Source organism: Anoxybacillus amylolyticus, assembly GCF_001634285.1.
Classification (GTDB): domain Bacteria; phylum Bacillota; class Bacilli; order Bacillales; family Anoxybacillaceae; genus Anoxybacteroides; species Anoxybacteroides amylolyticum.
Window position 1 is genome coordinate 1385915 of the sequence record NZ_CP015438.1, and the last position, 25653, is coordinate 1411567.

General features: G+C 45.3%; 21 protein-coding genes and 3 pseudogenes. 22 read left to right on the top strand and 2 right to left on the bottom strand.

The genetic code is table 11. The annotated features are described in order from the left end of the window. Positions 1-5 precede the first annotated feature (5 nt). The 8 genes and pseudogenes from GFC30_RS07110 (at position 6) to GFC30_RS07140 (ending at position 6360) form a co-directional block, all read left to right on the top strand. On the top strand, positions 6-761 hold the full coding sequence (locus GFC30_RS07110) for a dihydroorotate dehydrogenase electron transfer subunit (RefSeq protein WP_409978514.1): 756 nt from the start codon (positions 6-8) through the stop codon (positions 759-761). Then, complete coding sequence (locus GFC30_RS07115) at positions 758-1699, top strand: dihydroorotate dehydrogenase (protein WP_066323641.1); 942 nt, start codon at positions 758-760, stop codon at positions 1697-1699. Before GFC30_RS07110 ends, GFC30_RS07115 begins: the two co-directional genes overlap by 4 nt. Further along, positions 1671-2390, top strand: coding sequence for an orotidine-5'-phosphate decarboxylase (gene pyrF, locus GFC30_RS07120; RefSeq protein ID WP_066323644.1), 720 nt, complete (start codon positions 1671-1673; stop codon positions 2388-2390). The genes GFC30_RS07115 and pyrF overlap by 29 nt, the downstream gene beginning before the upstream one ends. Continuing rightward, positions 2387-3010 carry an orotate phosphoribosyltransferase gene (pyrE, locus tag GFC30_RS07125; protein ID WP_066323646.1) on the top strand — a complete coding sequence of 208 codons (624 nt, stop codon included), beginning with the start codon at positions 2387-2389 and terminating at the stop codon, positions 3008-3010. The genes pyrF and pyrE overlap by 4 nt, the downstream gene beginning before the upstream one ends. A gap of 51 nt (positions 3011-3061) precedes the next feature. Then, positions 3062-3163, top strand: a pseudogene (locus GFC30_RS16480) (Uma2 family endonuclease); the annotation flags it as partial. Positions 3164-3304: 141 nt separating this feature from the next. Next, a complete protein-coding gene (locus GFC30_RS07130; protein WP_066323647.1) occupies positions 3305-4546 on the top strand; it encodes an IS4 family transposase in 1242 nt (413 codons plus the stop codon). Between the two features lie 163 nt (positions 4547-4709). Then, positions 4710-5153, top strand: a pseudogene (locus GFC30_RS07135) (IS607 family transposase); the annotation flags it as partial. After that, positions 5143-6360: an RNA-guided endonuclease InsQ/TnpB family protein gene (locus tag GFC30_RS07140; RefSeq protein ID WP_066327232.1), complete on the top strand. Its 1218-nt coding sequence runs from the start codon at positions 5143-5145 to the stop codon at positions 6358-6360. The pseudogene GFC30_RS07135 and the gene GFC30_RS07140, both read left to right, overlap by 11 nt. A gap of 720 nt (positions 6361-7080) precedes the next feature. Here the strand turns inward: GFC30_RS07140 and GFC30_RS07145 are convergent. After that, positions 7081-7863, bottom strand: a complete 783-nt coding sequence (locus tag GFC30_RS07145) for a hypothetical protein (RefSeq protein WP_066323648.1) — start codon at positions 7861-7863, stop codon at positions 7081-7083. A gap of 311 nt (positions 7864-8174) precedes the next feature. Here GFC30_RS07145 and GFC30_RS07150 point away from each other — a divergent pair. Next, positions 8175-8666 (top strand): annotated as a pseudogene (locus tag GFC30_RS07150) (helix-turn-helix domain-containing protein); the annotation flags it as partial. Positions 8667-8717: 51 nt separating this feature from the next. Here the strand turns inward: GFC30_RS07150 and GFC30_RS07155 are convergent. After that, complete coding sequence (locus GFC30_RS07155) at positions 8718-10433, bottom strand: Rqc2 family fibronectin-binding protein (protein WP_066323656.1); 1716 nt, start codon at positions 10431-10433, stop codon at positions 8718-8720. Between the two features lie 201 nt (positions 10434-10634). Between GFC30_RS07155 and GFC30_RS07160 the strand changes: the two genes are divergently transcribed. The 13 genes from GFC30_RS07160 (at position 10635) to pknB (ending at position 25650) form a co-directional block, all read left to right on the top strand. Continuing rightward, positions 10635-13325 carry a calcium-translocating P-type ATPase, SERCA-type gene (locus GFC30_RS07160; protein ID WP_066323660.1) on the top strand — a complete coding sequence of 897 codons (2691 nt, stop codon included), beginning with the start codon at positions 10635-10637 and terminating at the stop codon, positions 13323-13325. Positions 13326-13391: 66 nt separating this feature from the next. Further along, complete coding sequence (locus tag GFC30_RS07165) at positions 13392-14267, top strand: YicC/YloC family endoribonuclease (RefSeq protein ID WP_066323663.1); 876 nt, start codon at positions 13392-13394, stop codon at positions 14265-14267. A 56-nt stretch (positions 14268-14323) separates the two neighbouring features. Next, the gene (remA, locus tag GFC30_RS07170) at positions 14324-14587 is read left to right on the top strand and encodes an extracellular matrix/biofilm regulator RemA (RefSeq protein WP_066327235.1); all 264 of its coding nucleotides are present in this window, start codon (positions 14324-14326) and stop codon (positions 14585-14587) included. Between the two features lie 14 nt (positions 14588-14601). Then, positions 14602-15216: a guanylate kinase gene (gmk, locus tag GFC30_RS07175; protein ID WP_066323667.1), complete on the top strand. Its 615-nt coding sequence runs from the start codon at positions 14602-14604 to the stop codon at positions 15214-15216. A 2-nt stretch (positions 15217-15218) separates the two neighbouring features. Further along, positions 15219-15422 (top strand): DNA-directed RNA polymerase subunit omega, encoded by a 204-nt coding sequence (gene rpoZ, locus GFC30_RS07180; protein WP_066327238.1) that lies wholly within the window; start codon positions 15219-15221, stop codon positions 15420-15422. A gap of 55 nt (positions 15423-15477) precedes the next feature. Then, entirely contained in the window at positions 15478-16674 is a 1197-nt protein-coding gene (gene coaBC, locus GFC30_RS07185) for a bifunctional phosphopantothenoylcysteine decarboxylase/phosphopantothenate--cysteine ligase CoaBC (RefSeq protein WP_066323669.1), read from the top strand. Further along, positions 16671-19082, top strand: coding sequence for a primosomal protein N' (gene priA, locus GFC30_RS07190; RefSeq protein ID WP_066323671.1), 2412 nt, complete (start codon positions 16671-16673; stop codon positions 19080-19082). The genes coaBC and priA overlap by 4 nt, the downstream gene beginning before the upstream one ends. Positions 19083-19097: 15 nt before the next feature. Continuing rightward, complete coding sequence (def, locus tag GFC30_RS07195) at positions 19098-19571, top strand: peptide deformylase (protein WP_066323677.1); 474 nt, start codon at positions 19098-19100, stop codon at positions 19569-19571. Positions 19572-19577: 6 nt separating this feature from the next. Next, positions 19578-20528, top strand: coding sequence for a methionyl-tRNA formyltransferase (gene fmt / locus GFC30_RS07200; RefSeq protein WP_066323679.1), 951 nt, complete (start codon positions 19578-19580; stop codon positions 20526-20528). Further along, complete coding sequence (gene rsmB, locus GFC30_RS07205; protein ID WP_066323681.1) at positions 20518-21861, top strand: 16S rRNA (cytosine(967)-C(5))-methyltransferase RsmB; 1344 nt, start codon at positions 20518-20520, stop codon at positions 21859-21861. The genes fmt and rsmB overlap by 11 nt, the downstream gene beginning before the upstream one ends. Before the next feature lie 5 nt (positions 21862-21866). After that, positions 21867-22955 carry a dual-specificity RNA methyltransferase RlmN gene (gene rlmN, locus GFC30_RS07210; RefSeq protein ID WP_066323682.1) on the top strand — a complete coding sequence of 363 codons (1089 nt, stop codon included), beginning with the start codon at positions 21867-21869 and terminating at the stop codon, positions 22953-22955. 5 nt (positions 22956-22960) lie between these two features. Then, positions 22961-23710 carry a Stp1/IreP family PP2C-type Ser/Thr phosphatase gene (locus GFC30_RS07215; protein ID WP_066323683.1) on the top strand — a complete coding sequence of 250 codons (750 nt, stop codon included), beginning with the start codon at positions 22961-22963 and terminating at the stop codon, positions 23708-23710. Between the two features lie 5 nt (positions 23711-23715). Next, positions 23716-25650, top strand: a complete 1935-nt coding sequence (gene pknB / locus GFC30_RS07220) for a Stk1 family PASTA domain-containing Ser/Thr kinase (protein ID WP_066323684.1) — start codon at positions 23716-23718, stop codon at positions 25648-25650. The last annotated feature ends 3 nt before the right edge of the window (positions 25651-25653 follow it).

The window sequence follows — 25653 nt, forward strand, 5'->3', positions numbered from 1 at the left end:
AAAAAATGACGATCGTTCATCACGAACGAATCGCGAAAAATATTTATCAAATAAGGTTAGCTGGTGCGCTTGTTGCTGAAATGAACGAGCCGGGACAATTCGTTCATATAAAAGTGATGGAGCAAGCCAATCCGTTGTTGCGGCGACCGCTCAGCCTTTGTGACATCAACAAAGAAGCGGATGAATGTACGATTATTTATCGGGCGGAAGGAGCGGGGACAATGCTCCTTTCGCAAAAACGGCCGGGGGAAATGGTCGATGTGCTCGGTCCGCTTGGGAATGGGTTTCCAATTGAAGCGGCGAAAACAGGGCAGCGCGCCCTTCTTGTCGGCGGCGGCATCGGCGTCCCGCCGCTGTATGAACTAGCAAAGCAGTTAGTGAAAAAGGGAGTTTTGGTGACGGTTGTGCTCGGCTTTCAAACGAAAGATGTCGTCTTTTATGAACAAAAGTTTGCCGAGCTTGGTGAAACGTATGTCGCAACCGTTGACGGATCTTACGGAACGAAAGGCTTTGTCACTGAGGTGATCGATGCGCGAATCACTTCATTTGATGTGCTGTATGCGTGCGGACCGAAACCAATGTTAAAGGCATTGGAACAAAAGTTTTCGAACAAAGAGGTGTATTTGTCACTCGAAGAGCGGATGGGCTGCGGCATCGGTGCTTGTTTTGCTTGTGTTTGCCGCGTGCCAAACAGCGAGACAGCGTACAAAAAAGTTTGCAGCGACGGGCCGGTGTTTAAAGCAGGGGAGGTCGTGTTATGAGTAAGTTAGCGGTGGAACTGCCAGGACTTTCATTAAAAAATCCGATTATGCCGGCATCCGGCTGTTTCGGATTTGGTCGGGAATATGCGAAACTTTATGATTTGAGCGTGCTTGGGGCGATCATGATTAAAGCGACGACGCTTGAGGCGCGCTTTGGTAATCCAACACCGCGCGTAGCGGAAACGCCAAGCGGCATGTTAAACGCGATCGGCCTGCAAAATCCCGGCTTGAAAAAAGTAATGGAGGAAGAACTTCCGTGGCTAGCCCAATATGACGTGCCGATTATTGCCAATGTCGCTGGTTCGACGATGGAAGATTATGTCGAAGTCGCCAAACGCATTTCACAAGCGCCAAACGTTCATGCGCTCGAACTAAACATTTCATGCCCAAATGTGAAAAAAGGCGGGATTGCGTTTGGAACAGTACCGGAAGTGGCGGCCGAATTGACGAAGCTCGTGAAAGCAGTGTCAGAAGTGCCCGTGTATGTGAAGCTATCGCCAAATGTGACGAACATTGTCGAGATGGCGAAAGCAATCGAAGCGGCAGGGGCGGACGGCTTGACGATGATCAATACGTTGCTTGGTATGCGCATTGATGTGAAAACGGCAGAACCAATTTTAGCAAATCGTACCGGCGGGCTATCTGGACCAGCGATTAAACCGATTGCGATTCGCATGATTTATGAAGTGAGTCAGACGGTATCGATTCCAATTATCGGAATGGGTGGTATTCAATCAGCGGAAGATGTGATTGAATTTTTCTATGCTGGCGCAAGCGCTGTTGCGGTCGGGACAGCGAATTTCGTCGACCCGTTCGTTTGTCCGAACATTATTGCCGAGCTACCGGCATTGCTTGATAAGCTTGGCTTTGACCATATTTCCGAATGCACGGGAAGGAGCTGGAAAAAAGGTGGACCAACCGTTTATTGTGGCGCTTGATTTTGCATCGAAACAGGAAGTGAATGAGTTTTTACGACCGTTTTCTAGTACATCGTTGTTTGTTAAAGTTGGCATGGAACTATATTACCAAGAAGGATCAACGATGATTGCGGAATTGAAAGAACAAGGGCACCGCATTTTTTTAGACTTAAAGCTTCACGATATTCCGAATACGGTAAAACAGGCGATGAAAGGGCTCGCTCGCCTAGGGGTTGATTTAGTGAACGTGCATGCCGCTGGCGGCACGCAAATGATGCAAGCAGCGCTCGAAGGATTGGAATTAGGAACGCCAAGCGGAGCGCGCCGCCCGCATTGTATTGCGGTAACGCAGCTGACAAGTACAAGTGAACAAATGCTTCGTGATGAGCTTTGGATTGCGCGCCCGATGGAAGAAACGGTGCTACATTATGCGTCGCTTGCGAAAGAGAGCGGGCTTGATGGCGTCGTTTGCTCGGCGAAAGAAGTGCCGCTCATTCGCGAACGATGCGGGGAACAGTTTTTAACGGTTACGCCTGGGATTCGCTTTGCCAACGATGACAAAAACGACCAAGTTCGCGTTGTCACACCGTATGAGGCACGGAAGCTAGGTGCAAGCCTAATCGTCGTTGGAAGAAGCATCACCCGCGCTTTTGATCCATATGCGGCGTATGAGCGGCTACAATGGGAATGGAATGGAGGAGAGAGAAGATGAAAAAGGAAGTGGCGACACAATTGTTACAAATCGGGGCGGTATCTTTGAATCCTAGCGCGCCATTTACATGGTCATCAGGGATGAAATCGCCAATTTATTGCGATAATCGGTTGACGTTGGCGTATCCGGCGGTTAGAAGTGCGATTGCAGAGGAACTCACTGCGCTTATTCGGGCACACTTTCCAGATGTAGAAGTGATCGCTGGAACGGCAACTGCCGGCATTCCACATGCCGCATGGACGAGCGATCGTCTCAACTTGCCGATGTGTTACGTGCGCAGCCAAGCGAAAGGGCACGGAAAAGGAAAACAGATTGAAGGAAAAGTCGAAGCAGGGCAAAAGGTTGTTGTCGTCGAAGATTTAATTTCGACCGGAGGAAGTTCATTAAACGCAGTGCGGGCGTTGCGCGAAGCAGGCTGTGAGGTGCTTGGTGTCGTTGCGATTTTTACATACGGGTTAGATAAAGGGAAACAAGCATTTCAAGAAGAACACATTCCTGTCTATACGCTGACTGATTATAATACCTTAATTGAAGCGGCAGTGGAGCTTGGAGTCGTTACTGAACAAGAGCTTGCGACATTGCGCGCTTGGCGGGAACATCCAGAAACGTGGGGGCAATGACTTATATTCGTCTCATGTTGTATAATGGAAGAAAAGAAAAGAGGGATGCACATGTCGTTGCCTCGCTTTTCGAACGTTTCGTATGAACAATACGTTGCTTTGCGGCAAAGCAGCGATGAGCGATTAGAGTACATTGACGGCACTGTTTATATGGATAATCATTAGCTTTGCATAAAAAAATTTTCGCTTTGTCAAGTAGCTGAAGACAAAAAAGGATGCAACAAATAAAAAAACTCCTTATAATTAGGAATGTTTCACACACAACCCAACACCTAATTACAAGGAGGTTTCCTCATGGATTGTATCACATTTCAAGCGCTTTGGAAAGAGCTCGATGTGCGTGTTTTTTCGAAACTAATCCCTATCATCGACGTAGATAAATACATCAAAAAGCTGTCTGCGTATCGTTTTTTACAATTGTTGATTTTTGCGCAAATCAACGAAATCGACAGCTTGACAGCGATGGCGAAACACGTAAAAGACACGAAAGAGCTTCACACGGAATTGGAGTTGGATGCCATTAGTACGTCGCAACTATCAAGGAAGCTAAAACATCTTTCTCCATCGTTATTCGAGACGATTTTCCATCATCTCGTACAGACGATTCAGCGTCAACTCCAAGCAACACCGACGGTGGAACAGATTCGTCGATTACACATTATTGATTCGACAACGATGAGCATGTGCATCGGGCAATATCCGTGGGCAACGTTTCGGAAAATCAAAGCAGGCGTTCGCCTTCATTTGCGGGTGGTGGTGCAAAACGACATGACGATTCCTGATCGAGGGGTTCTCCTTCCTGCCAAACACGCAGATCGAACACAAATGGAGGAACTCATCACCTACGATGAGGAAGCCATTTATTTATTCGATCGGGGATATGTCGATTACCAGCAGTTCGATCGATTGTGCGAAGAAGGAATTTCGTTCATCACCCGTTTGAAAGACAATGCGATTGTCGAAGTATGGAATGAACAACGCCCAGATGACGAGTCGATGATGCGGGATCAAGAAGGGGTTCTTGGGACGAACAAGACGAAAATGAAACATCCCCTTCGCCTGATTCAAACGAAGGACAGCGAAGGAACGGTCATTGTCTTAGTGACCAATTGTTTCGATCGATCCGCCAAGGAAATCGCAGATTTGTATCGCTGTCGGTGGAAAATTGAAACGTTTTTTAAATGGATGAAGCAACATTTACGAATCAAACGGTTTTGGGGAACGAGCGAGAACGCGGTGTATACGCAAATCTGGGTGGCACTCATCACTTACTGCTTGCAAGTCCTTCTACAAGTGAAAACAGGGTATAAGGGGACATGGTTAGAAGTGAAGCGAACAATCCGTCTGCTTCTTTTCCAGCCATTTTCGGAAGTGATTCGCTCGTTGTTTCGGAAACCGTCTCGAAAATCGAAAGGAAGACGAACCTATCGCTGGGTAGAGGAGTTCGAACGGATAGAGCAACAATGGGTAGAGGGGGAGGTGGAGCATCTCGATGAATTAGAGTATGACCCTATCTTTCTTGCGCCGTGGAAATAGTAAGGGGTTGTAGAAAAATATGGATATAGAATCATCACGGGGTGATCCGTCTTTTTTGTTTTTTTGGAATACAGAATATTCCGTCTTATTAGTGTGCTGGCATACCCTATTGAAACGCAGAAATCTTGACATTTAGGTAATGAAGTTTATGCAATGTTAGTGATATGCGAGAGTTTCTACACCAAAACAGAAAGCTGATTTAGAAAATCAAATTCAGATGCTAAAACAATTTTGTTTTGCAAATGGGTATTCTGTGTCAAAAGTATTTTCAGATGTAGCAAGTGGCATCCGTTTTGAAAAGAGAAAAGACTTTTTCAAATTACTTGACGATGTCATGGCAGGAAAAGTAGAAAGGGTTGTCATTACTTACAAAGACAGATTAAGCAGAGGAGGGTTTGAATTATTTTCTCATCTGTTTAAGAAATATCATTGTGAAATTGTAGTCATGAGCGAAGAAGGATCTCCAAAGCTAGACAGCGAAGAAGTGTTTGAAGAAATCGTTCATTTCTTGCATGGTTATTCAATGAAAATCTACTCAAAAAGAAAAGGACAAAAAATAAAGCAAATTCTTGAGGAAAAGGAGGTGGATGAAAGCGATGGAAGCTAGTCGCGTAGAAAGGCATATCATTTGTCCTACTCATCCTTATTATCAAATGTTAGACGAATACTGCTTCAAATCAAAGAATTTGTACAACTTTGCAAACTATCAGGTCAGGCAAACTTTTTTTCAACATGGCACATACCTTTCTTACAACAAGCTAGACAAACTGCTCAAAACGAAAGGAATGGACGCAGACTATCGGGCGATGCCGCTTGCTCAATGTGCACAACAAACGTTAAGAGTGTTGCATCAAAACTGGAAATCGTTTTTTAAAGCCATGAAAGATTGGAGTAAAAACAAAGAAAAATATACAGGCAGACCGAAGCCGCCGAAATATTTAAAAAAAGACGGACGATATGTGCTTGTGCTAACAAACCAATCATGCAAAATAAAAGATGATGACATTGTGTTCCCCGAATGTTTTCAAGGTTTTCGGCTAAAGACAGCGATAAAAGGAAAGTTACAACAAGTCAGATTCATTCCCAAACACCGCCATATCGTCATCGAAGTCGTTTATAAAATAAGTATTCCAAAACAAAAACGAGATCATGGTAAATATTTGAGTATTGATTTAGGATTAGATAACTTCGCAACCATTGTCAACAATGTAGGCGTAAAACCTATCGCCATCAATGGTAAAGGTCTAAAATCCGTCAATCAATACTACAACAAACAAATAAGCCATTATCGCAAAGTGGCGAAACAGATGAATCGCTTAGATTGGACAAAACGAATGAGTAGATGGACAGAAAAACGAAACCATATCGTTGAAAACTTTATGCACCAAGCAAGTCGCTTTGTCATCAAATATGCGTTGTCTTTGGACTGTGATACGATTGTTGTTGGGATGAATAAAGATTGGAAACGTGAAGTACATCTTGGAAAGCGCACGAATCAATCGTTCGTCCACATTCCGTATCAAACGTTTATTCATCAATTGAGGTACAAAGCAGAACAGCACGGCATTCGTGTCATCGTCACGGAAGAAAGCTATACATCCAAATGTAGTTCTTTAGACATGGAAGAAATCAAGAAACAAAAACAGTACAAAGGAACGCGCATCAAGCGAGGGTTGTTTCAATCCGCGAACAGAGTGCTCATCAACGCAGATGTCAATGGGGCATACAACATCATGAGAAAAGTATTCCCAAAGGCGTTTGCCAATGGGATAGAGGGTGTGGGGTTACACCCAATCAGAGTACATGTAGCTTAATCTACATGGACTGATAAACAATTTTATTAAAATCTTTGTCGTTATTTTATGATTTTAATAAAATTGATAACCTGAACAAGCAGATATTAAGGTTACTACAGGAGCGGTCCAATCTGTCTGTTTTCCTGGTCTGTGCGTTGATTTGCAAGAAATATTCCATTAATGGTGAAAAGCAACCGTGCGTGCGATTGTTCATAAGTAAATTTATCCAAATTGCCCTCCCCTTAGGAGGGCTTTTGTGTTATCATGTTTTTTAGGTGCAATCGTATAGGCAGGGTGGTTGGTCACACCCTATCCCCTACAGAAAGGGGGTGTGACCATGAAGAGCAATTTCGACGTAGAAACGGCAACGTTGATGGTCTTGCTCATCACATTGGTGATTACTATCGTTGACAAAATGACTTCAAAAAAATAGTAATCCACCCTGCCGCCAAGCTTTAGGTGGATTACTTTTGCCTAACTGGTGACCGACCACTTCGGTCTATACGGTTGTACCCATAAGCTATGATAACCATAACTCACTAAATAAAATATATGTGAATTTCATGTTGATTATACTCTTTTTCCTTTATTATATTTCAATTAGTTTTAAAAGTAAAGGGTATAGAAAAAGCGCATTCCTCCCCCACTTACTCCTTTCACTCGTTGAAGTCGGGATCTTTTTTATGCTTCTCATGGATTTATGATTGCGATGAGGAGTACTGTTGTTGCATGGACAGATTATTTAGCTTTTAATGCGCGAATTTCATTTTCTTGTTCTAGTGAGCGAAATGCGAGTGATTGGAGAACGAGCTCTTGCCGCGCTTGGTTGGTGATGACATCGTCTAGTTTTCGTAGCGCTTCAGCGAGGGTTTGTTTCATGGTTGGGATTTCGTTAATGGCTTCTAACGTTTCCATCACCGCTTGTTTAATAAACGGAATGTCTGCCACATCTTCTTTCGTCGCCATTGTTTGTTCGATGTGGCTCACGCGACCTTCTAGAGCCCGAATATCCTCTTTTAGCGCAGCCACATCCTCTTTCGTCGCCATCGTTTGCTCGATATGGCTAATGCGCTTGTCCATGGCAGCGATATCGTCTTTGGTGGCCATCGTTTGTTCGATGTGGCTAATACGTTTGTCCATGGCGGCAATATCGTCTTTGGTGGCCATCGTTTGCTCGATATGGCTAATGCGTTTGTCCATGGCGGCAATATCGTCTTTGGTTGCCATCGTTTGTTCGATGTGGCTAATGCGTTTGTTCATGGCGGCAATATCGTCTTTGGTGGCCATCGTTTGTTCGATGTGGCTAATGCGTTTGTTCATGGCGGCAATATCGTCTTTGGTGGCCATCGTTTGTTCGATGTGGCTAATGCGTTTGTTCATGGCGGCAATATCGTCTTTGGTGGCCATCGTTTGTTCGATGTGGCTAATGCGTTTGTCCATGGCGGCAATATCGTCTTTCGTCGCCATATTCGCACGCAAAAATGACAGCTCATCAAAAATACGTTGTAACAACTGCTCCATCATGTTCACCTCCTTTTTTCCGTTCCTATTATATCATTATTCGACAAAAAGAAGCAGGATCGAAAGGAAAATATGACAAAAAATTTTTTGAATTTTTTTCGCTCTTCACCAAAAGTTGTACTTGATTTTTTCATAACATGCCCTACTTATGTTTCCGAGGAAAAACCAGCGAACTAATGTTTTTTTTGCATATACTTGTTCAGAGAAGTTTACCGTTTGTCAAGTACATGTTGTGGTGATGAACCAAAATTTATTATTTATGACTCTTCACTACAAAATATACTAGACAATCAGGTTATTTTCTGATTTAAAAAGTACGAAAAGAAAGAGAGCGTTGGATTTTCGAACTTTCTCTTCCCAAACAATGTCCGTTATGCCCTGTCTGCTTGAAACGCACGATCAAAATGACATGCAAAAAGAAGCAATGGATGCATGACTATGCTCAACGAATCGGCATTTTTTGGATTGAACTTCCTTTGGAACGCAGACGTTGTGGCATGACATTCAGCACTTCTTATCCCGGAATTTCCTCTCGAAGTATGGCGACGGATGCCTTTCAACAATGGGTAGCGCAATCTTGCATAGGGACATCCATTCAGGCAGTGGCTCGTATGCTCGAGCTTCCTTACACGACTGTTGAACGTTGGTTTTATACCCATGCCCCTTCCTTCTTACCGAATTCCATTCAGCCCAAGGCGGTTTGTGTGGATGAGTTTGCTTTTCGAAAAGGGAATGACTATGGGGTGTCAGTCATGGATGCCGAGACGGGAGAAGTGTATGCCATTGAAGCAGGAAAGAAGGAGTAAGCGATATTGAAGAAAATGAGCAAATTGTAAAGACGAACGAAAACCCGCCTATCTAGACGGGTTTTTCATCCTCACCACCATCTCCTCATCTGGCGTGACGTAAATCGTCTGTTGGTTTTCGTAAATAACAAAGCCTGGTTTGGCGCCGCTCGGTTTTTTGACGTAGCGGATGCGCGTATAGTCCACCGGAACGGAGCTGGAGTGGCGCGCTTTGCTGAAATAGGCGGCAAGGTTGGCCGCTTCTAGAATCGTTGGTTCCGACGGATTTTTGCTGCGAATGACGACGTGCGAGCCAGGGATGTCTTTCGTATGAAGCCAAATGTCGTCTTTGCTCGCCAGTTTGTTTGTCAAATAATCGTTTTGCTTATTGTTTTTGCCGACGAGAATTTCCGTGCCGTCGCTTGATACGTAGCGCTCGAGTTCAATCGTGCGCGGCTTTTGTTTTTTCTGTTTTGTCGCTTTCGCCCGCAAATAGCCTTGCTCCGTCAATTCTTCGCGAATTTCTTCAATATCTTTCGGTGCGGCTGTCTCTAACTGCTGCAGAAGTGTATCAAAATAGGTAATCTCTTCTTTCGTTCGCTCGATTTGTTGCTGCACGATGGCGAGCGAGTTTTTCGCCTTTTGGTATTTTTGAAAATAGCTTTGTGCGTTTTCTGACGGCGTTTTTTGTTCATCAAGCGGAATCGTGATCGTTGCGCCGTTTTCATCGTAATAGTTGACGACTTTCATTTCTTTCATCCCGCGCTTCATTGCGTAAAGATTTGCTGTTAACAATTCGCCATATAGCCGGTATTGTTCTGCCTGTTTTGCTTCTTCAAGCGTTTGTTCTAGCTTCCGTAGCTTTTTCTCATTTTTTGCTTTTTCATTTGCGACAAACCGCTCTAAGTCATGCGCTTGTTGTTTGACGCGGTCGCGCTCGGCTTTCCCAAAATAAAAGCGGTCAAGCATCTCGCTTAATGTATGGAATGTTTTTCCTTCCGCCTGCACATGCAAAAGCGGTAGCGCGTAAAATATTTCTTTTTGCCCATGTGTATAAATAGTTGGCGTAAATTGACCGTTTCGTACTTCTTCCATCATAGCGATAAAACTTTTCGGCAACGTCGCCCGGTTAGCTAGTCCTGCGCGAAAGACAACTTCTTTAGCAAGGAGTGGCGAAATGCCAGCAAAAGAAGCAACGAGCTGGTCCGATAGTTTCCCTGCATGAAAATCAATCGTTGTTAGCACTGTTTCTTCTGTTGCCAAGAGCGGGTTCACCTTTCCGTGCGATGGAGGTGCAACGTACTGATAGCCAGGCAATACCGTTCGATAACGATTGACAGCAGGGGAAAGATGTTTAATGCTATCAATGATTGTATTCGTTTGTTTATCGATAAGAATAATGTTGCTATGGCGTCCCATCATTTCCACAATGAGCTGTTTTACGGATATATCCCCGATTTCGTTTCTCGCTTTCGTCTCGATGACGATGATGCGGTCAAAATCAACTTGGTGAATCGATTCGATGATACTTCCTTCTAAATGTTTGCGCAACAGCATGCAAAACATTGGCGGTTCCGTCGGGTTGTCGTACGTTTCGTTCGTCAAATGAACGCGCGCGTAGCTCGGGTGCGCCGACAGCAGCAATTTATGATTTTGCCCGCACGCCCGAATATAAAGCACAAGTTCGTGCGGAAACGGCTGATAAATTTTTGTGATGCGCCCGCCTTCGAGCGCTGCTTTCAACTCTTTTGTCATTGCATATGTAAACACTCCGTCAAACGACATAAAAAACACCTTTCTACCTTTTTCTTTCATTATACCATATCATTTTTTCGGACATGTCTGAATAAGCTTTCATAGAAACGATCGATAAGCGTTTTTCGTTCGCCGTCCAAACAAAACAATTTCATACCGCCTATAAGCAAATGGTGTTTTTCATTCTAAATTGCTTATAGGGTTGAAGATTTTTAAAGAGGAGGGAAAGACATGCAGTGGCATACGCTCGCACCAAACGATGTGGCGAAAGAAACGAGCACGAACGTAACAACAGGGTTAACGACAGAGGAAGCGAAAAAACGGTTGAAACGGTTCGGGGAAAATAGGCTAAAAGAGGCGAAAAAACAGTCAGCGCTTTTATTGTTTCTTCATCAGTTTCAAGATTTTATGGTGCTTGTGCTGCTTGTGGCAACGGTCATTTCGGGTTTTCTTGGCGAATACGTCGATGCGATTGCCATTATCGTCATCGTCGTTATGAACGCCTGCCTAGGTTTTTTTCAAGAACGGCGGGCGGAAAAATCGCTTGAGGCGTTAAAACAGCTATCTGCCCCGCAAGCGACTGTGTTGCGCGATGGCGAATGGGTAAAGGTGCGCTCTCAAGAACTTGTGGTCGGCGATGTGATTAAATTTTCAAGTGGTGACCGAATTGGCGCAGACGTCCGGCTTATCGACGCTAAAGGATTAGAAATCGAAGAATCGGCGCTCACTGGGGAGTCTGTACCAACTAACAAAGTAGCCGCTCCGCTTACAGATGAACAGGCGACAATTGGTGATTTACATAACATGGCGTTTATGGGTACGTTGGTGACGCGAGGAAGCGGTGTTGGCATCGTCATTGCGACAGGAATGAAAACAGCGATGGGGCAAATTGCGAACCTTCTTCAAGAAGCAGAAACGGCAACGACCCCGTTGCAGCGCAAACTAGAACAGCTCGGGAAAATTTTAATCGTTGTGGCGCTGTTGCTTACTTTCCTAGTTGTCGTCGTCGGTGTGATGCAAGGACACGAACTGTACGAAATGTTTTTGGCGGGGGTATCGCTTGCGGTGGCCGCCATTCCGGAAGGATTGCCAGCCATTGTCACGATCGCGTTGGCGCTTGGCGTACAGCGTATGATTAAGAAAAATGCGATCGTTCGTAAACTTCCAGCCGTTGAAACGTTAGGTTGCGCCTCTGTCATTTGTTCGGACAAAACGGGAACGATGACAGAAAATATGATGACGGTTACGCATCTATGGGCGAGCGGAAAAACGTGGACGGTGAGCGGAACAGGGTTAGAAACGAGCGGAAAGTTTTATGAGCACGATCGCCCGATCGATGAGAAAAAAGAAACAACGCTGCAGCAACTAGCAACGTTCGGTGCGCTTTGCAACAACGCACAAGTAAAAGAAAAAAATCACCGCCGTTACATCGACGGTGACCCGACCGAAGGAGCGCTACTTGTCGCGGCCATGAAAGCGGGGATAACAAAAGAACGGCTCGAAGCTGACTTTACGATAGAACATGAATTTCCGTTCGATTCGGAACGAAAAATGATGACAGTTATTGTAAGAGATCGAAATGGTCGTCGTTTTATTATCACAAAAGGTGCCCCAGACGTCCTGTTAGAAAGAAGCGACCGCGTTAGTTGGAACGGACGCGAACAACCAATGACTTCCGCTTGGCGAAAAACGGTGCAAGAAGTGATCCAAACGATGGCAAATAAAGCGTTGCGCACAATTGCGATTGCTTATCGTCCGCTTGCTATGCACGAACGAATAACAACAGAAAAAGACGCCGAAAAAGCGCTTATTTTCGTCGGTATCGAAGGGATGATCGACCCGCCGCGCCCGGAAGTGAAAAAAGCCATTCACCAATGCAAAGAAGCAGGTATTAAAACGGTCATGATTACCGGCGATCATGTGCTCACAGCGAAAGCCATCGCCAAACAGCTCGGCATTTTGCCTCCGAATGGAAAAGTAATGGATGGTGCTACGCTCTCGCAACTTTCAGTCGATGAACTCGAAGAAGTGGTCGATGATATCTATGTATTTGCTCGCGTATCGCCAGAACATAAACTAAAAATTGTGAAGGCGTTGCAGCGCAAAGGACATGTCGTCGCGATGACCGGCGACGGTGTCAATGATGCCCCAGCCATTAAATCAGCCGATATCGGCGTTGCAATGGGGCGATCAGGAACGGATGTAGCAAAAGAAGCCGCAGCACTTGTTTTGCTTGATGATAATTTTGCGACGATTCAAGCCGCCATCCATGAAGGAAGAAACATTTACGAAAACATTCGCAAATTTATTCGCTACTTGCTCGCTTCGAACGTCGGCGAAATTTTAGTGATGTTGTTTGCCATGTTGCTTGCATTGCCACTGCCGCTCGTGCCAATTCAAATTTTATGGGTCAATCTTGTCACAGATGGACTGCCGGCGTTGGCGCTTGGATTAGACAAAGCAGAAGAAAACGTGATGAAACGAAAGCCGCGTCACCCAAAAGAAGGCGTATTTGCCCGCGGGCTCGGCTGGAAAATCGTCAGCCGCGGCTTTGTCATCGGACTTGTGACGCTTGCAGCGTTTAAGGCCGTTTATGAACGAAGCGGCGAAAATCTTGTATATGCGCAGACGGCAGCGTTTGCGACATTAGTGATGGCGCAGCTGATTCACGTCTTTGATTGCCGCTGTGAGCGTTCTATTTTAGACCGTAATCCGTTTGGCAACCTATACCTTGTTGGCGCAGTGCTGTTATCGATGTTGTTGATGTTAGTAGTCATTTATTATCCGCCATTGCAAAGCGTATTTCATACTGTTCCGCTGGCGTTGGTTGACTGGCTGCTCATTGGCGGACTCTCGGCATTGCCGACATTTTTATTTGCCGGTTCGTTTTTTGCAAGAAAATCAAGGATAAATATGTTATAATATGCAAGGTGATAGGGAATTTCCTATGACCTTTTCTTTTTCAAGACGTGTAATGGAAGTGATAACATGGTATGCAGCATGACAGGCTTTGGCCGAAGCAAACAAGTGACGGAACGCATGAGTGTAACGGTAGAAATGAAATCTGTTAACCACCGCTTTTGTGAAATTTCTGTCCGCCTCCCTAGACAATTGCTAATCTTTGAGGATAAAATAAAAAAAGTAATTTCACAGCACGTTCAACGGGGAAGGGTGGAAGTGTTTGTTACGATTGAAGGAGAAGGATGGACGAAACGGAAGTTGCATGTCGATTGGCAGCTGCTAAGCGACTATTATGAGCAGCTAAAAGAAGCCGCTACTCGCTTTATGTTACAAGACCGTGTGACGTTAGAGCAGTTGTTTCAACTCGAAGGAGTAGTTGAAGTGATGGAGGAAGAAACAGGAAATGAAGAAGTTGAACAGCTTCTTCTAACCGCAACAGAAGAAGCCGCTAAGCAGCTAAAAATGATGAGGGAAAAAGAAGGAGAGGCGCTCACTCGCGATATTCAACAACAGCTCTTGGTCATTGCACAGTGTGTGCAAAACGTCCATCAGTTTGCGAAAGAAGTGGAAGAACAATACCGCACCCGACTCATGAAGCGAATGAACGAATGGGTGCAAGGGACAATTGACGAGACACGTCTCTTGACAGAAGTTGCGATATTGGCAGAAAAGGCGGATATTAATGAAGAACTAACGCGCATTCGTAGCCATATTGAACAGGTAGAATATACGCTACAGCAAGCAGGAACGGTGGGGCGAAAACTTGACTTTTTAGTGCAAGAGTTAAACCGCGAAATGAACACGATTGGCGCAAAAGCAAATGACGGCCGCATCGCCTTGCAAGTTGTTGAAATGAAAAGTGCGCTTGAAAAGGTGAAAGAACAAGTGCAAAATATAGAATAACCGTTTATCGTGAGGGAGTTGCGGCAACAATAAATGTTATGGCAGGTGGAACGTTCGTGGGGATTAAACTAATCAATATTGGCTACGGCAATATGGTTTCAGCTTCCCGCATCATCTCAATCGTTAGTCCAGATTCTGCGCCGATTAAGCGGATTGTGCAAGAGGCGCGCGAGAGTGGGAAATTAATCGATGCGACGCATGGCAGACGAACACGTGCAGTCATTATTATGGATAGCGATCATGTCATTTTATCGTCGGTGCAGCCGGAAACGGTTGCCCACCGGCTGTACGGACGTGACGATTTATCAGAAGAAGGGTAGGGTTTTAGGCGTTTATGTGTGAACGAGGACTATTAATCGTATTGTCAGGACCGTCTGGTGTCGGGAAAGGAACGGTGCGTAAAGCGTTATTTTCTCAACCAGACATTAATTTGCATTATTCGATTTCCGTAACGACACGACAACCGCGCGAAGGAGAAATAGACGGCGTCGATTATTTCTTTAAAACGCGTGAAGAGTTTGAGCAAATGATTCGGGAAAACAAGCTGCTCGAATGGGCGGAATACGTCGGTAACTATTATGGCACACCTGTTGACTACGTCGAAAAAACGTTACAAGAAGGAAAAGACGTATTTTTAGAAATCGAAGTGCAAGGGGCGCTACAAGTGCGCAAAGCGTTTCCGGAAGGGCTGTTTATTTTCCTGGCGCCACCGAGCTTAAACGAATTGAAAAATCGCATTGTTACAAGAGGAACCGAATCGGAAGAGCTGATTAATGATCGCATGAAAGCAGCGAAGGAAGAACTTGAAATGATGGATGCGTACGACTATGTCGTTGAAAATGATAAAGTCGAACTAGCTTGCGAGCGCATTAAAGCGATTGTCGTGGCGGAACATTGCAAGCGCGAACGCGTAGCGCAACGCTATAAAAAAATGCTGGAGGTTGAATGAACATGTTGTATCCTTCCATCGACTTATTAATGGAAAAGCTAGACTCTAAATATACGCTTGTGAGTGTTGCGGCGAAACGGGCACGCGAGCTACAAGAAAACGAGGCTGATTTAACGATTGAAAAACCAGTATCGAAAAAGTTCGTTGGAAAAGCGTTAGAGGAAATTGCTGCAGGTCATATTGAGCTAATAAAAGAAGAGAAATAACAACCTACGTTTAGGTTGTTATTTTTTTACAAGAGCGAAAGGGGAGCGTCGCCACATGGTTCAAGGAAAAAATATTTTATTATGTGTCACTGGCGGGATTGCCGTTTATAAAGCAGCTGCGTTAACAAGCAAACTAACCCAACGAGGAGCGAACGTGAAAATCATCATGAGCGAAGCGGCTTGCAAGTTTGTTACGCCGTTGACGTTCCAGGCACTATCGCGAAATGACGTCTATATCGATACGTTTGAGGAAAAACAGGCAGCGGTCATCGCCCATATTGATTTAGCCGATTGGGCTGATTTGGTGTTAGTCGCACCGGCAACAGCCAATACCATCGGAAAGCTCGCCAACGGAATCGCCGACAATATGGTGACGACAACGTTGCTTGCTACTAAGGCACCTATATGGATTGCCCCGGCGATGAACGTTCATATGTACGAGCATCCGGCAGTTCGAGAAAATATCGAAAAACTGATTCGCTTTGGCTACCGGTTCATTGAGCCAGCGGAAGGGCATTTGGCATGCGGGTATGTCGGAAAAGGAAGATTAGAAGAACCAGAGACAATTATCGATGTCATCGAATATTATTTTTCTCCGTCTTCCCAACTCTTAAAAGGAAAAAAAGTGCTCGTAACCGCGGGACCGACGCGGGAAAAAATCGACCCTGTTCGCTTTTTTACGAACCGGTCCACAGGAAAAATGGGCTATGCGATTGCAGAAGCAGCCGCTGAATTAGGAGCAGAAGTGACACTCATTTCTGGCCCAACGAACTTGCCAGCGCCAGCACATGTGAAAACAATCCGCGTTGAATCGGCACAACAAATGTACGAAGAAGTAATGAACTATTTTTCAAATGCAGACATTGTCATTAAATCGGCGGCAGTGGCGGATTATCGCCCGAAATATGTATTTAACGAAAAAATGAAAAAACAGCCCGGCGATTTAATGATTGAATTAGAGCGAACGATTGATATTTTGAAAACGCTTGGTGAGCAAAAAACGACACAATTTCTAGTCGGATTTGCGGCAGAAACGGAACACGTCGAACAATACGCTCGAAAGAAACTAGAAAGCAAAAACTTAGATATGATTGTTGCCAACAATGTCGCGCAACAAGGGGCAGGATTTGCTGGGGATACGAACATTGTCACCATTTTTAAACGGGACGGGTCGGTCATTCCGCTTCCTTTGCTAACGAAAAAGCAAGTGGCGGAAGAAATTTTAAAAGTGATTGCAGAGGAATTCCAATGAAAATTGCCTCTGTCATTGTGGACGTTCCATCGCGACAAACCGACCGACCATTTGACTATGAAATCCCCGCGAAATGGGAAGATGTGCTACAAGTTGGTATGCGTGTCACTGTTCCGTTCGGCGCAAGACGACTGCAAGGATTTGTTGTCGACATTAAAACGCATTCAGAAGCAAAGACGCTCAAACCAATCGAAGCAATTTTAGACGTCACTCCGGTTTTAAACGAGGAGCTGCTGCAGCTGGGAAAATATTTAACAGAAACGACGCTTTGTTTTGCTATTTCTGCCTATCAAGCAATGCTTCCGGCAGCGATGAAAGCAAAGTATGAAAAAGAAATTCGGCTCGTTGATGAAGCGTATCGCCAAAAACTACATCCGAGTGTTCAGCCGTTGTTTGCCAATCGAACGGCTCTATTATGGAAAGAAATCGACGAACCGACCGTCCTCTCGCGCTTACAAAAAGACATTCAAAATGGATATTTAGAAGTCGTTTACCATGTGAAAGAAAAAGGGACGAAAAAAATAGTGAAATATATCGTCTGCCCGCTTACAAAAGAGCAGTGCGACGAAGTGCTCCGGTCGCTTCCGGCAAATGCTACTAAACAAAAGCAACTGCTTGAGCTGTTAGCATCGGCACAAAAAGGATTACCACTGAAAGAAGCGCTCGAGCGAAGCGGAGCGTCGCGTGCAGCAGTAAAGGCACTGATCGATAAAGGAATCGTTCATGAATACGAAGTCGAAACGTATCGCGACCCATATGAACAGCGCCATTTTGCGAAAACCGCGCCTCTGACATTAACGAATGAACAACAACAAGCACTAGATGCCATTGCTGACAGTGTGCGAAAAAATGAGCATCACGTCTTTTTGCTGTATGGCGTTACGGGCAGTGGCAAAACAGAAGTATATATGCAGGCGATTGAAGAAGTGTTAGCCGGTGGGAAAGAGGCGATTGTTCTCGTTCCAGAAATTTCGCTTACGCCACAAATGGTCGAGCGCTTTAAGGGGCGGTTTGGCTCGCAAGTCGCTGTGCTTCACAGCGGTCTTTCCGTTGGGGAAAAATACGACGAATGGCGCAAAATTCAACGAAAAGAAGTAAAACTTGTCGTCGGTGCCCGCTCGGCGATTTTTGCTCCGTTTGAAAACTTAGGCATGATTATTATTGATGAGGAACATGAAGCAAGCTACAAACAAGAAGAAACGCCACGCTATCACGCTCGTGATGTCGCTATTTACCGTGCTCGCTTTCACCAATGTCCAGTCGTGCTTGGCAGCGCCACTCCATCGCTTGAATCGTTTGCTCGAGCGAAAAAAGGAGTATATCGTCTGCTGACGTTGCAAAAACGGATGAGCGAAAACGGCTTGCCGACGGTCAACGTTGTTGACATGCGCGAAGAGTTGCGGAGCGGCAACCGTTCAATGTTTTCGCGGTCGCTGTTTGAAAAATTACAAGACCGTCTACAAAAAGGGGAACAAGCAGTGCTCTTTTTAAACCGCCGCGGCTATTCTACGTTTGTCATGTGCCGAGATTGTGGGTATGTGATCCGTTGTCCGCACTGCGATATTTCGCTCACCTACCACCGCGTGCATCAGCAGCTAAAATGCCATTATTGCGGCTACGAAGAGCACGTTGTTTCGCGTTGCCCGTCGTGTACAAGCGAACACATTCGCTTTTTTGGAGCAGGAACACAAAAAGTGGAAGAGGAATTAACGAAATTGCTGCCGCAAGCGCGCGTCATTCGTATGGATGTGGACACGACGAGCCGAAAAGGGGCGCACGAGCAGTTACTCTCTGCCTTCGGGGAAGGGAAGGCGGACATTTTACTTGGGACACAAATGATTGCCAAAGGGCTTGATTTTCCGAAGGTGACGTTAGTTGGTGTATTAACGGCAGATACGATGCTCCATCTTCCTGATTTTCGCGCATGTGAAAAAACGTTTCAACTGCTAACGCAAGTGAGCGGACGAGCCGGCCGTCATCACCTGCCAGGAGAAGTTGTCATTCAAACGTATACGCCCGACCATTACAGCATTGAATTAGCCGCTTGCCACGACTATGAAACGTTTTATCAAAAAGAAATGCTCGTTCGGAAACGACACGGGTATCCACCGTTTTACTTTCTAACCCTTATCACCGTTTCGCATCCAGAAATAACAAAAGCAGTAGCGGTGACAGAAAAAATCGCGGCATACGTGCGCAGCCAATTGTCAAAAGAAGCCGTTATCCTCGGACCGGTCGCTTCACCAATTGCGCGGCTTCATGATAGATATCGTTACCAATGCATGATAAAATACAAGCGGGAGGCGATTGCTGCTGTGTTAAAAAACGTGATTGACCGCTACCAGCAAGAGATCGCGCAAGGAGAATTGCAACTGACGATTGACACCAACCCGTATATGATGATGTAAATTGGAGGAATCATTTTGGCGAAACTAACGATAGTTACGTATCCAGCAGAAATATTAGAAACGATATGTGAAAAAGTAACACAATTTGATCGCTCGCTTGTCAAACTACTAAACGACATGTACGACACGATGCTAGAAGCGGACGGCGTTGGTTTAGCTGCTCCGCAAGTCGGCATCGCCAAGCAAATCGCCATTGTCGATATTGGCGATGAACACGGTCGAATTGAGTTAATTAATCCCGTCATTTTAGAAGCGCGCGGGGAACAAATTGGTCCAGAAGGATGTTTAAGCTTTCCTGGATTATTTGGAGACGTCAGCCGAGCGGAGTATGTAAAAGTGCGCGCACAAAATCGGCGCGGCCACGTATTTACGCTCGAAGCGACCGGATTTTTAGCGCGGGCGCTGCAACATGAAATCGACCATTTGCAAGGGGTTTTATTTACGACAAAAGTCATTCGATATTACGAATCAGAAGAATTGGAAGGATAGATACGTATGGTGCGAATTGTTTTTATGGGAACGCCGGACTTCGCCGTTCCGGTGCTCCAACAACTCATTCATGACGGCTATAACGTCGTCGGTGTCGTTACACAACCGGATAAACCAAAAGGGAGAAAAAAAGAATTAACACCACCGCCAGTGAAAGTCGAAGCGGAAAAGCATGGTATTCCAGTATTGCAGCCAACAAAAATTCGCGAACAAGAACAATACGAGCAAGTGCTTGCATTGAAACCTGATTTAATCGTGACGGCTGCATTCGGGCAAATTTTACCGAAAGAGCTGCTTGAAGCGCCATCGTACGGCTGCATTAACGTCCATGCGTCATTGTTGCCGGAATTGCGCGGCGGTGCCCCGATTCATTATGCGATTTTGCAAGGGAAAACGAAAACAGGCATTACCATTATGTATATGGTGGAAAAGCTCGATGCAGGCGATATGTTAACGCAAGTGGAAGTTTCGATTGAAGAAACAGATACGGTCGGTACGCTTCACGACAAATTAAGTGTGGCAGGCGCGAAACTATTATCGGAAACGATTCCTTTATTGCTTGCCGGGAAAATTACGCCGATTCCGCAAGCGGAAGAAAAGGCAACGTTTGCGCCAAATATTAAACGCGAACAAGAAAAAATCGATTGGACGAAAACAGGCGAAGCTATTTATAACCACATTCGCGGATTAAACCCGTGGCCGGTCGCTTATACAACGTATGAAGGGCAAATATGGAAAATTTGGTGGGGAGAAAAAATTCCCGCACAAGAGCACGCCGCACCGGGAACGATCATCGCAACGGACCGTGACGGCATCGTTGTCGCTACTGGCAACGAAACAGCGATTAAAATTACAGAATTGCAGCCGGCGGGCAAAAAACGAATGAGCGCAGAGCAATTTTTGCTTGGTGCCGGCGTCACCATTGGAACAAAGCTAGGAGATGACGATGAGAACTAAAAACGTACGAGAAGTAGCGCTAGAGGCGCTTTTAGCAGTCGAAGAAAACGAAGCGTATAGTCATTTGTTGCTCAATCAACTTATTCGCGCTCATCAGCTATCGGAAAAAGATATCGGACTATTGACGGAAATCGTTTACGGCACGATTCAGCGCCGCGATACGTTGGACTATTATTTGCGCCCGTTTGTCAAAAAAGCGCATAAACTGCAAACATGGGTAAATATATTGCTTCGGTTGTCACTCTATCAAATGCTGTATCTTAACCGCATTCCAGATCGCGCTGTCATTTTTGAGGCGGTGGAAATCGCGAAAAAGCGCGGCCATCGGGGCATTGCTTCGATGGTAAACGGCGTATTGCGCACGATTCAGCGTGAAGGGGTTCCATCGCTTGATGCGATCGCAGATGATATCGAGCGCTTAGCCGTTGGAACAAGCCATCCGTATTGGCTTGTGAAGCGCTGGATTGCACAATACGGCCTAGAAACTGCGAAAAACATGTGCCAAGCGAATTTATTGCCTCCGAAACAAACTGCGCGCGTCAACACCGCAAGAATAACGGTTGAGGAAGCGATGGAAAAGCTTGCCGAAGAAGGCGTCGAAGTGACGTGCGGGGAAGTGGCGCCAGAAGCCGTGAAAGCGAAAAAAGGAAATTTAGCCCATACGAAAACGTTCCAAGACGGTTATCTCACCATTCAAGACGAAAGTTCCATGCTTGTTGCGCGAGCGCTAAAGCCTCGTGAACATGAGCGAGTGCTTGATAGTTGCGCTGCCCCTGGTGGAAAATCGACCCATATTGCAGAACTGATGAATGGAACAGGGCAAGTCGTATCGCTCGATATTCATGACCATAAAGTAAAATTAATCGAAGAGCAGGCGAAACGGCTTCACCTTTCCAACATTACTGCACGCGTGCTCGACAGCCGTCACGCTTCCGCCCATTTTACGAGCGAATCCTTTGATAAAATTTTAGTCGACGCCCCTTGTTCGGGGTTCGGTGTCATTCGCCGCAAACCGGATATTAAATACGCGAAAACGGAAGCGGACCTTCCAGCGTTAGCAGCTTTACAGCTCGACATTTTAATAGAAGTCGCACCGTTGCTAAAAGCAGGAGGCACGCTCGTTTACAGCACGTGTACCGTCGATCATGACGAAAACGAGGCGGTAGTAGCTGAATTTTTGCGGCAGTATCCGGAGTTTGAACTCGACGACACGCTGAAAGAGCGGATGCCACAAGCAGTGCGTCCATACGTGAAAGACGGGCAGCTATGTTTATTGCCGCATTATTTTGATTCAGACGGATTTTTTATCGCATCATTACGAAAGAAGGTGTAACTTCATTGGAAAAAACAACAGAGCCTATTTCACAACAAGTAGAAACGTATTTGCCGTCGATTTATTCGTTGACATTAGAACAATTGCAAGCGTGGATGGTCGAACAAGGGGAAAAACCGTTTCGCGCGGTACAAGTATATGAATGGCTATACGAAAAGCGGGTAACTTCATTTGCCGAAATGACGAACCTTCCGAAAAGCTTGCGTGAAAAATTAACTGAACAGTTTACGATTACGACGTTAAAAACGCTCGTGCAACAAACATCCAAAGACGGCACGATGAAATTTTTATTTGAGCTTCATGACGGCTATTCCATTGAAACGGTGTTAATGCGGCATGATTATGGCAACTCCATTTGCGTAACAACGCAAGTCGGCTGCCGCATCGGCTGCACGTTTTGCGCGTCGACGCTCGGTGGATTGAAGCGTCATTTAGAAGCAGGCGAAATTGTTGCCCAAGTCGTCAAAGTACAAAAAGCGCTAGATGAGCAAAATGAGCGCGTCGACAGCATCGTGGTTATGGGAATTGGCGAGCCGTTTGACAATTATGGCGAGCTAATAAAGTTTTTAAAAATTATCAACCATCCGAAAGGGCTCCATATCGGCGCCCGTCATATTACCGTGTCGACGAGTGGGATTATTCCGAAAATTTATCAGTTCGCTGAAGAAGGAATGCAAATTAATTTTGCCATTTCCTTGCACGCACCGACAACAGAATTGCGCACAAAATTAATGCCAATTAACAAAGCATATCCGCTCCCGAAACTAATGGAAGCGGTACGCTACTACATCGAAAAAACGGGCCGGCGTGTCACGTTTGAATACGGCTTATTCGGTGGCGTCAACGATCAAATCGAGCACGCCGAACAATTAGCCGACCTGTTAAAAGGACTCAAATGCCATGTCAACTTAATTCCCGTTAACTATGTCCCAGAGCGTAACTACGTTCGAACGCCGCGCGAACAAATTTTTGCGTTTGAACGGGCGCTGAAAAAACATGGCATTAATGTAACGATTCGTCGCGAACAAGGACACGATATCGATGCAGCATGCGGGCAGCTTCGCGCGAAGGAGCGAAAAGAAGAGACGAGGTGAAACCGATGGATGCTGTTTTCCAAACAGATGTTGGAAAGATCCGCTTGCACAATGAAGACTGTGGTGGCATTTTTCAAAATAAAGATGGTTATTATTTAGCGGTTGTTGCCGACGGCATGGGCGGTCATCTAGCAGGCGATGTCGCGAGCGAAATGACGATTGCCTACTTAAAAAAAGAATGGGAAGGAACGGAAAACATCGCTTCTCCTGATAAAGCAGAGCAATGGTTGAAAGAGCATATAGCGATTATTAATCGCCTATTATTCGATCATTCGTTGCAGCATGAGGAATGCCAAGGAATGGGAACGACCATTGTCAGTGCGATTTGTACCGAACAATTTGCGACGATTGGCCATATTGGCGACAGCCGCTGTTATATTTTAAACCAACATGGGTTTCAACAAATAACCGAAGACCATTCGCTTGTGAATGAACTCGTGAAAACAGGGCAAATCTCCAAAGAAGATGCCGAGCACCATCCGCGGAAAAACGTCTTATTGCGTGCTCTTGGAACGGAAAAAGAAGTAAAGCTAGATATAAAGACGATTACGGTCGATGCGCATGATCAATTGCTTTTATGTTCGGACGGACTATCGAATAAAGTATCGGAACAAACGATGGCCGATATTTTAGCGTCAAACCGACCGTTAAAAGAGAAAGCGGAGACGTTTGTTCGCTTAGCGAATGAGCATGGCGGCGAAGACAATATTACGCTAGCAATCGTACAATTTTCTTCGGAATGTGAAAGCGGGTGAGGAGCGTGCTCATTGGCAAACGATTAAACGGACGGTATAAAGTAGTTAGCTTGCTTGGCGGCGGCGGTATGGCGAATGTATATTTGGCGAAAGATATGATTTTAGATCGCGACGTCGCCATTAAAGTGCTGCGCTTTGATTTTGCGAACGATGAGCAATTTATTAAACGGTTTCGCCGCGAAGCGCAGGCAGCGACAAGCTTAAATCATGAAAACATCGTCAGCATTTACGACGTTGGCGAAGACGAAGGTGTTTATTATATCGTTATGGAATATGTGCGCGGCTTGACGTTAAAACAATATATTCAACAGCACGCTCCATTAAGTGTACCAAAAGCGCTTGATATTATGGAGCAACTCACCTCCGCCATTGCGCATGCCCATACGAATCGAATCATTCACCGTGACATTAAGCCGCAAAATATTTTAATTGACGAGCATGGAAAAGTGAAAATTACTGATTTTGGCATTGCGGTCGCGTTAAGTTCGACGACGATTACGCAAACCAATTCCGTACTTGGTTCAGTGCATTATTTATCGCCAGAGCAAGCGCGCGGAGGAGTGGCAACGGAAAAATCAGACATTTATTCGCTTGGCATTGTCATGTTTGAACTGCTAACTGGTCGTCTCCCATTTTCTGGAGAATCGGCGGTATCGATTGTGCTAAAACATTTACAGACGGAAACGCCATCGCCAAAAGCTTGGAATCCCTCCATTCCACAAAGCGTCGAAAACGTGATCTTAAAGGCAACAGCAAAAGACCCGTTTTATCGCTACCAATCGGTGCGGGAAATGAACGAAGACATTCGGACCTCCTTAAATCCTGACCGGTTGCATGAAGCCAAGTTCACCATTCTAGACGATGAAGAAGCGACAAAAGCGGTGCCGATTATGAAAGATTCATTCGAAGAAAAAAAGATTGTGCGTGAAGATCGAAACGAGCCAGAAAAAGAGCCGGCAAAAGCAAAAAAGAAATGGCTTGGTTGGCTTATTGCCTTGTTTCTTCTCGCGGCTATTGCCGGGGTGAGTATGTTCACTTGGATTCCAGCCGTATTTTTTCCAAAAGACGTCACCGTCCCGGATGTGACGAACGAAGAATATGACCAAGCGGTTACTAAGTTATCGTCGCTTGGGTTTGAAATTAAAGAAACGCAAGAAATCGAAGATGATGAAATTAAAGAAGGATACGTCGTACGCACAGAGCCGAAAGCAGGCGAAGTGGTGAAAGAAGGAACGGCTGTGACGATTTATAAAAGCATCGGCAAGAAAAAAGTTGAATTTGGCGATTATGTTGGTCAAGATTTTCAGACTGTGGAAGAGCAATTAAAAAGAGAGCACTTTTTAATTGTTCGACGAATCGAGCGATATAGCGAAGAACCGGCAGGAACGATTCTCGAACAATTTCCTTCTCCAAGGGAAAAGGTCGTTCCAGAAGAAACGGAAGTAGAATTTACGGTAAGCGCTGGGACGCCGAAAGTAATGCTAAAAGATTTAACCGGTTATACGGAAAAAAGCGTCCGTGATTATGCCCAAGAGCAACAGTTAAACGTTGTCGTCAAGCACGAATATTCGGATCAAGTGCCAGAAGGAATCGTCATTTCGCAAATTCCAAGCGCCAACACGGAATTGCAAAAAGGGGATACGATAACCGTTATTATTTCTCGCGGGCAAGAGCCAAAGCCGAATAAGACGGTCATTAAAGAAATTGACATTCCATACGATCCCGAGCAGCAAGGGGAAGTAATGGAAGCACAGTTGTATATTCAAGACGCGAACCATGATATGACAAAACCATATAAGACGTATCGATTGACAGCACCGGTCAAAGAAACAGTAGAATTTGTCATTCCGTATGACGGGCAAGCATACTATCGGGTGATTGTCAATCATGTCGTAAAACAAGAAGGGACGATTCCGTATCCAAATACAAAAAAGGAGTGAAGC

Bases quoted from the DNA above. Each gene is read 5' to 3' on its own strand.
- GFC30_RS07110 (WP_409978514.1), top strand. From the start codon at position 6: ATGACGATCGTTCATCACGAACGAATCGCGAAAAATATTTATCAAATA.
- GFC30_RS07115 (WP_066323641.1), top strand. From the start codon at position 758: ATGAGTAAGTTAGCGGTGGAACTGCCAGGACTTTCATTAAAAAATCCG.
- pyrE (WP_066323646.1), top strand. From the start codon at position 2,387: ATGAAAAAGGAAGTGGCGACACAATTGTTACAAATCGGGGCGGTATCT.
- GFC30_RS07130 (WP_066323647.1), top strand. From the start codon at position 3,305: ATGGATTGTATCACATTTCAAGCGCTTTGGAAAGAGCTCGATGTGCGT.
- GFC30_RS07140 (WP_066327232.1), top strand. From the start codon at position 5,143: ATGGAAGCTAGTCGCGTAGAAAGGCATATCATTTGTCCTACTCATCCT.
- GFC30_RS07145 (WP_066323648.1), bottom strand. From the start codon at position 7,863: ATGGAGCAGTTGTTACAACGTATTTTTGATGAGCTGTCATTTTTGCGT.
- GFC30_RS07155 (WP_066323656.1), bottom strand. From the start codon at position 10,433: ATGTCGTTTGACGGAGTGTTTACATATGCAATGACAAAAGAGTTGAAA.
- GFC30_RS07160 (WP_066323660.1), top strand. From the start codon at position 10,635: ATGCAGTGGCATACGCTCGCACCAAACGATGTGGCGAAAGAAACGAGC.
- GFC30_RS07165 (WP_066323663.1), top strand. From the start codon at position 13,392: ATGGTATGCAGCATGACAGGCTTTGGCCGAAGCAAACAAGTGACGGAA.
- gmk (WP_066323667.1), top strand. From the start codon at position 14,602: ATGTGTGAACGAGGACTATTAATCGTATTGTCAGGACCGTCTGGTGTC.
- rpoZ (WP_066327238.1), top strand. From the start codon at position 15,219: ATGTTGTATCCTTCCATCGACTTATTAATGGAAAAGCTAGACTCTAAA.
- coaBC (WP_066323669.1), top strand. From the start codon at position 15,478: ATGGTTCAAGGAAAAAATATTTTATTATGTGTCACTGGCGGGATTGCC.
- priA (WP_066323671.1), top strand. From the start codon at position 16,671: ATGAAAATTGCCTCTGTCATTGTGGACGTTCCATCGCGACAAACCGAC.
- fmt (WP_066323679.1), top strand. From the start codon at position 19,578: ATGGTGCGAATTGTTTTTATGGGAACGCCGGACTTCGCCGTTCCGGTG.
- rsmB (WP_066323681.1), top strand. From the start codon at position 20,518: ATGAGAACTAAAAACGTACGAGAAGTAGCGCTAGAGGCGCTTTTAGCA.
- GFC30_RS07215 (WP_066323683.1), top strand. From the start codon at position 22,961: ATGGATGCTGTTTTCCAAACAGATGTTGGAAAGATCCGCTTGCACAAT.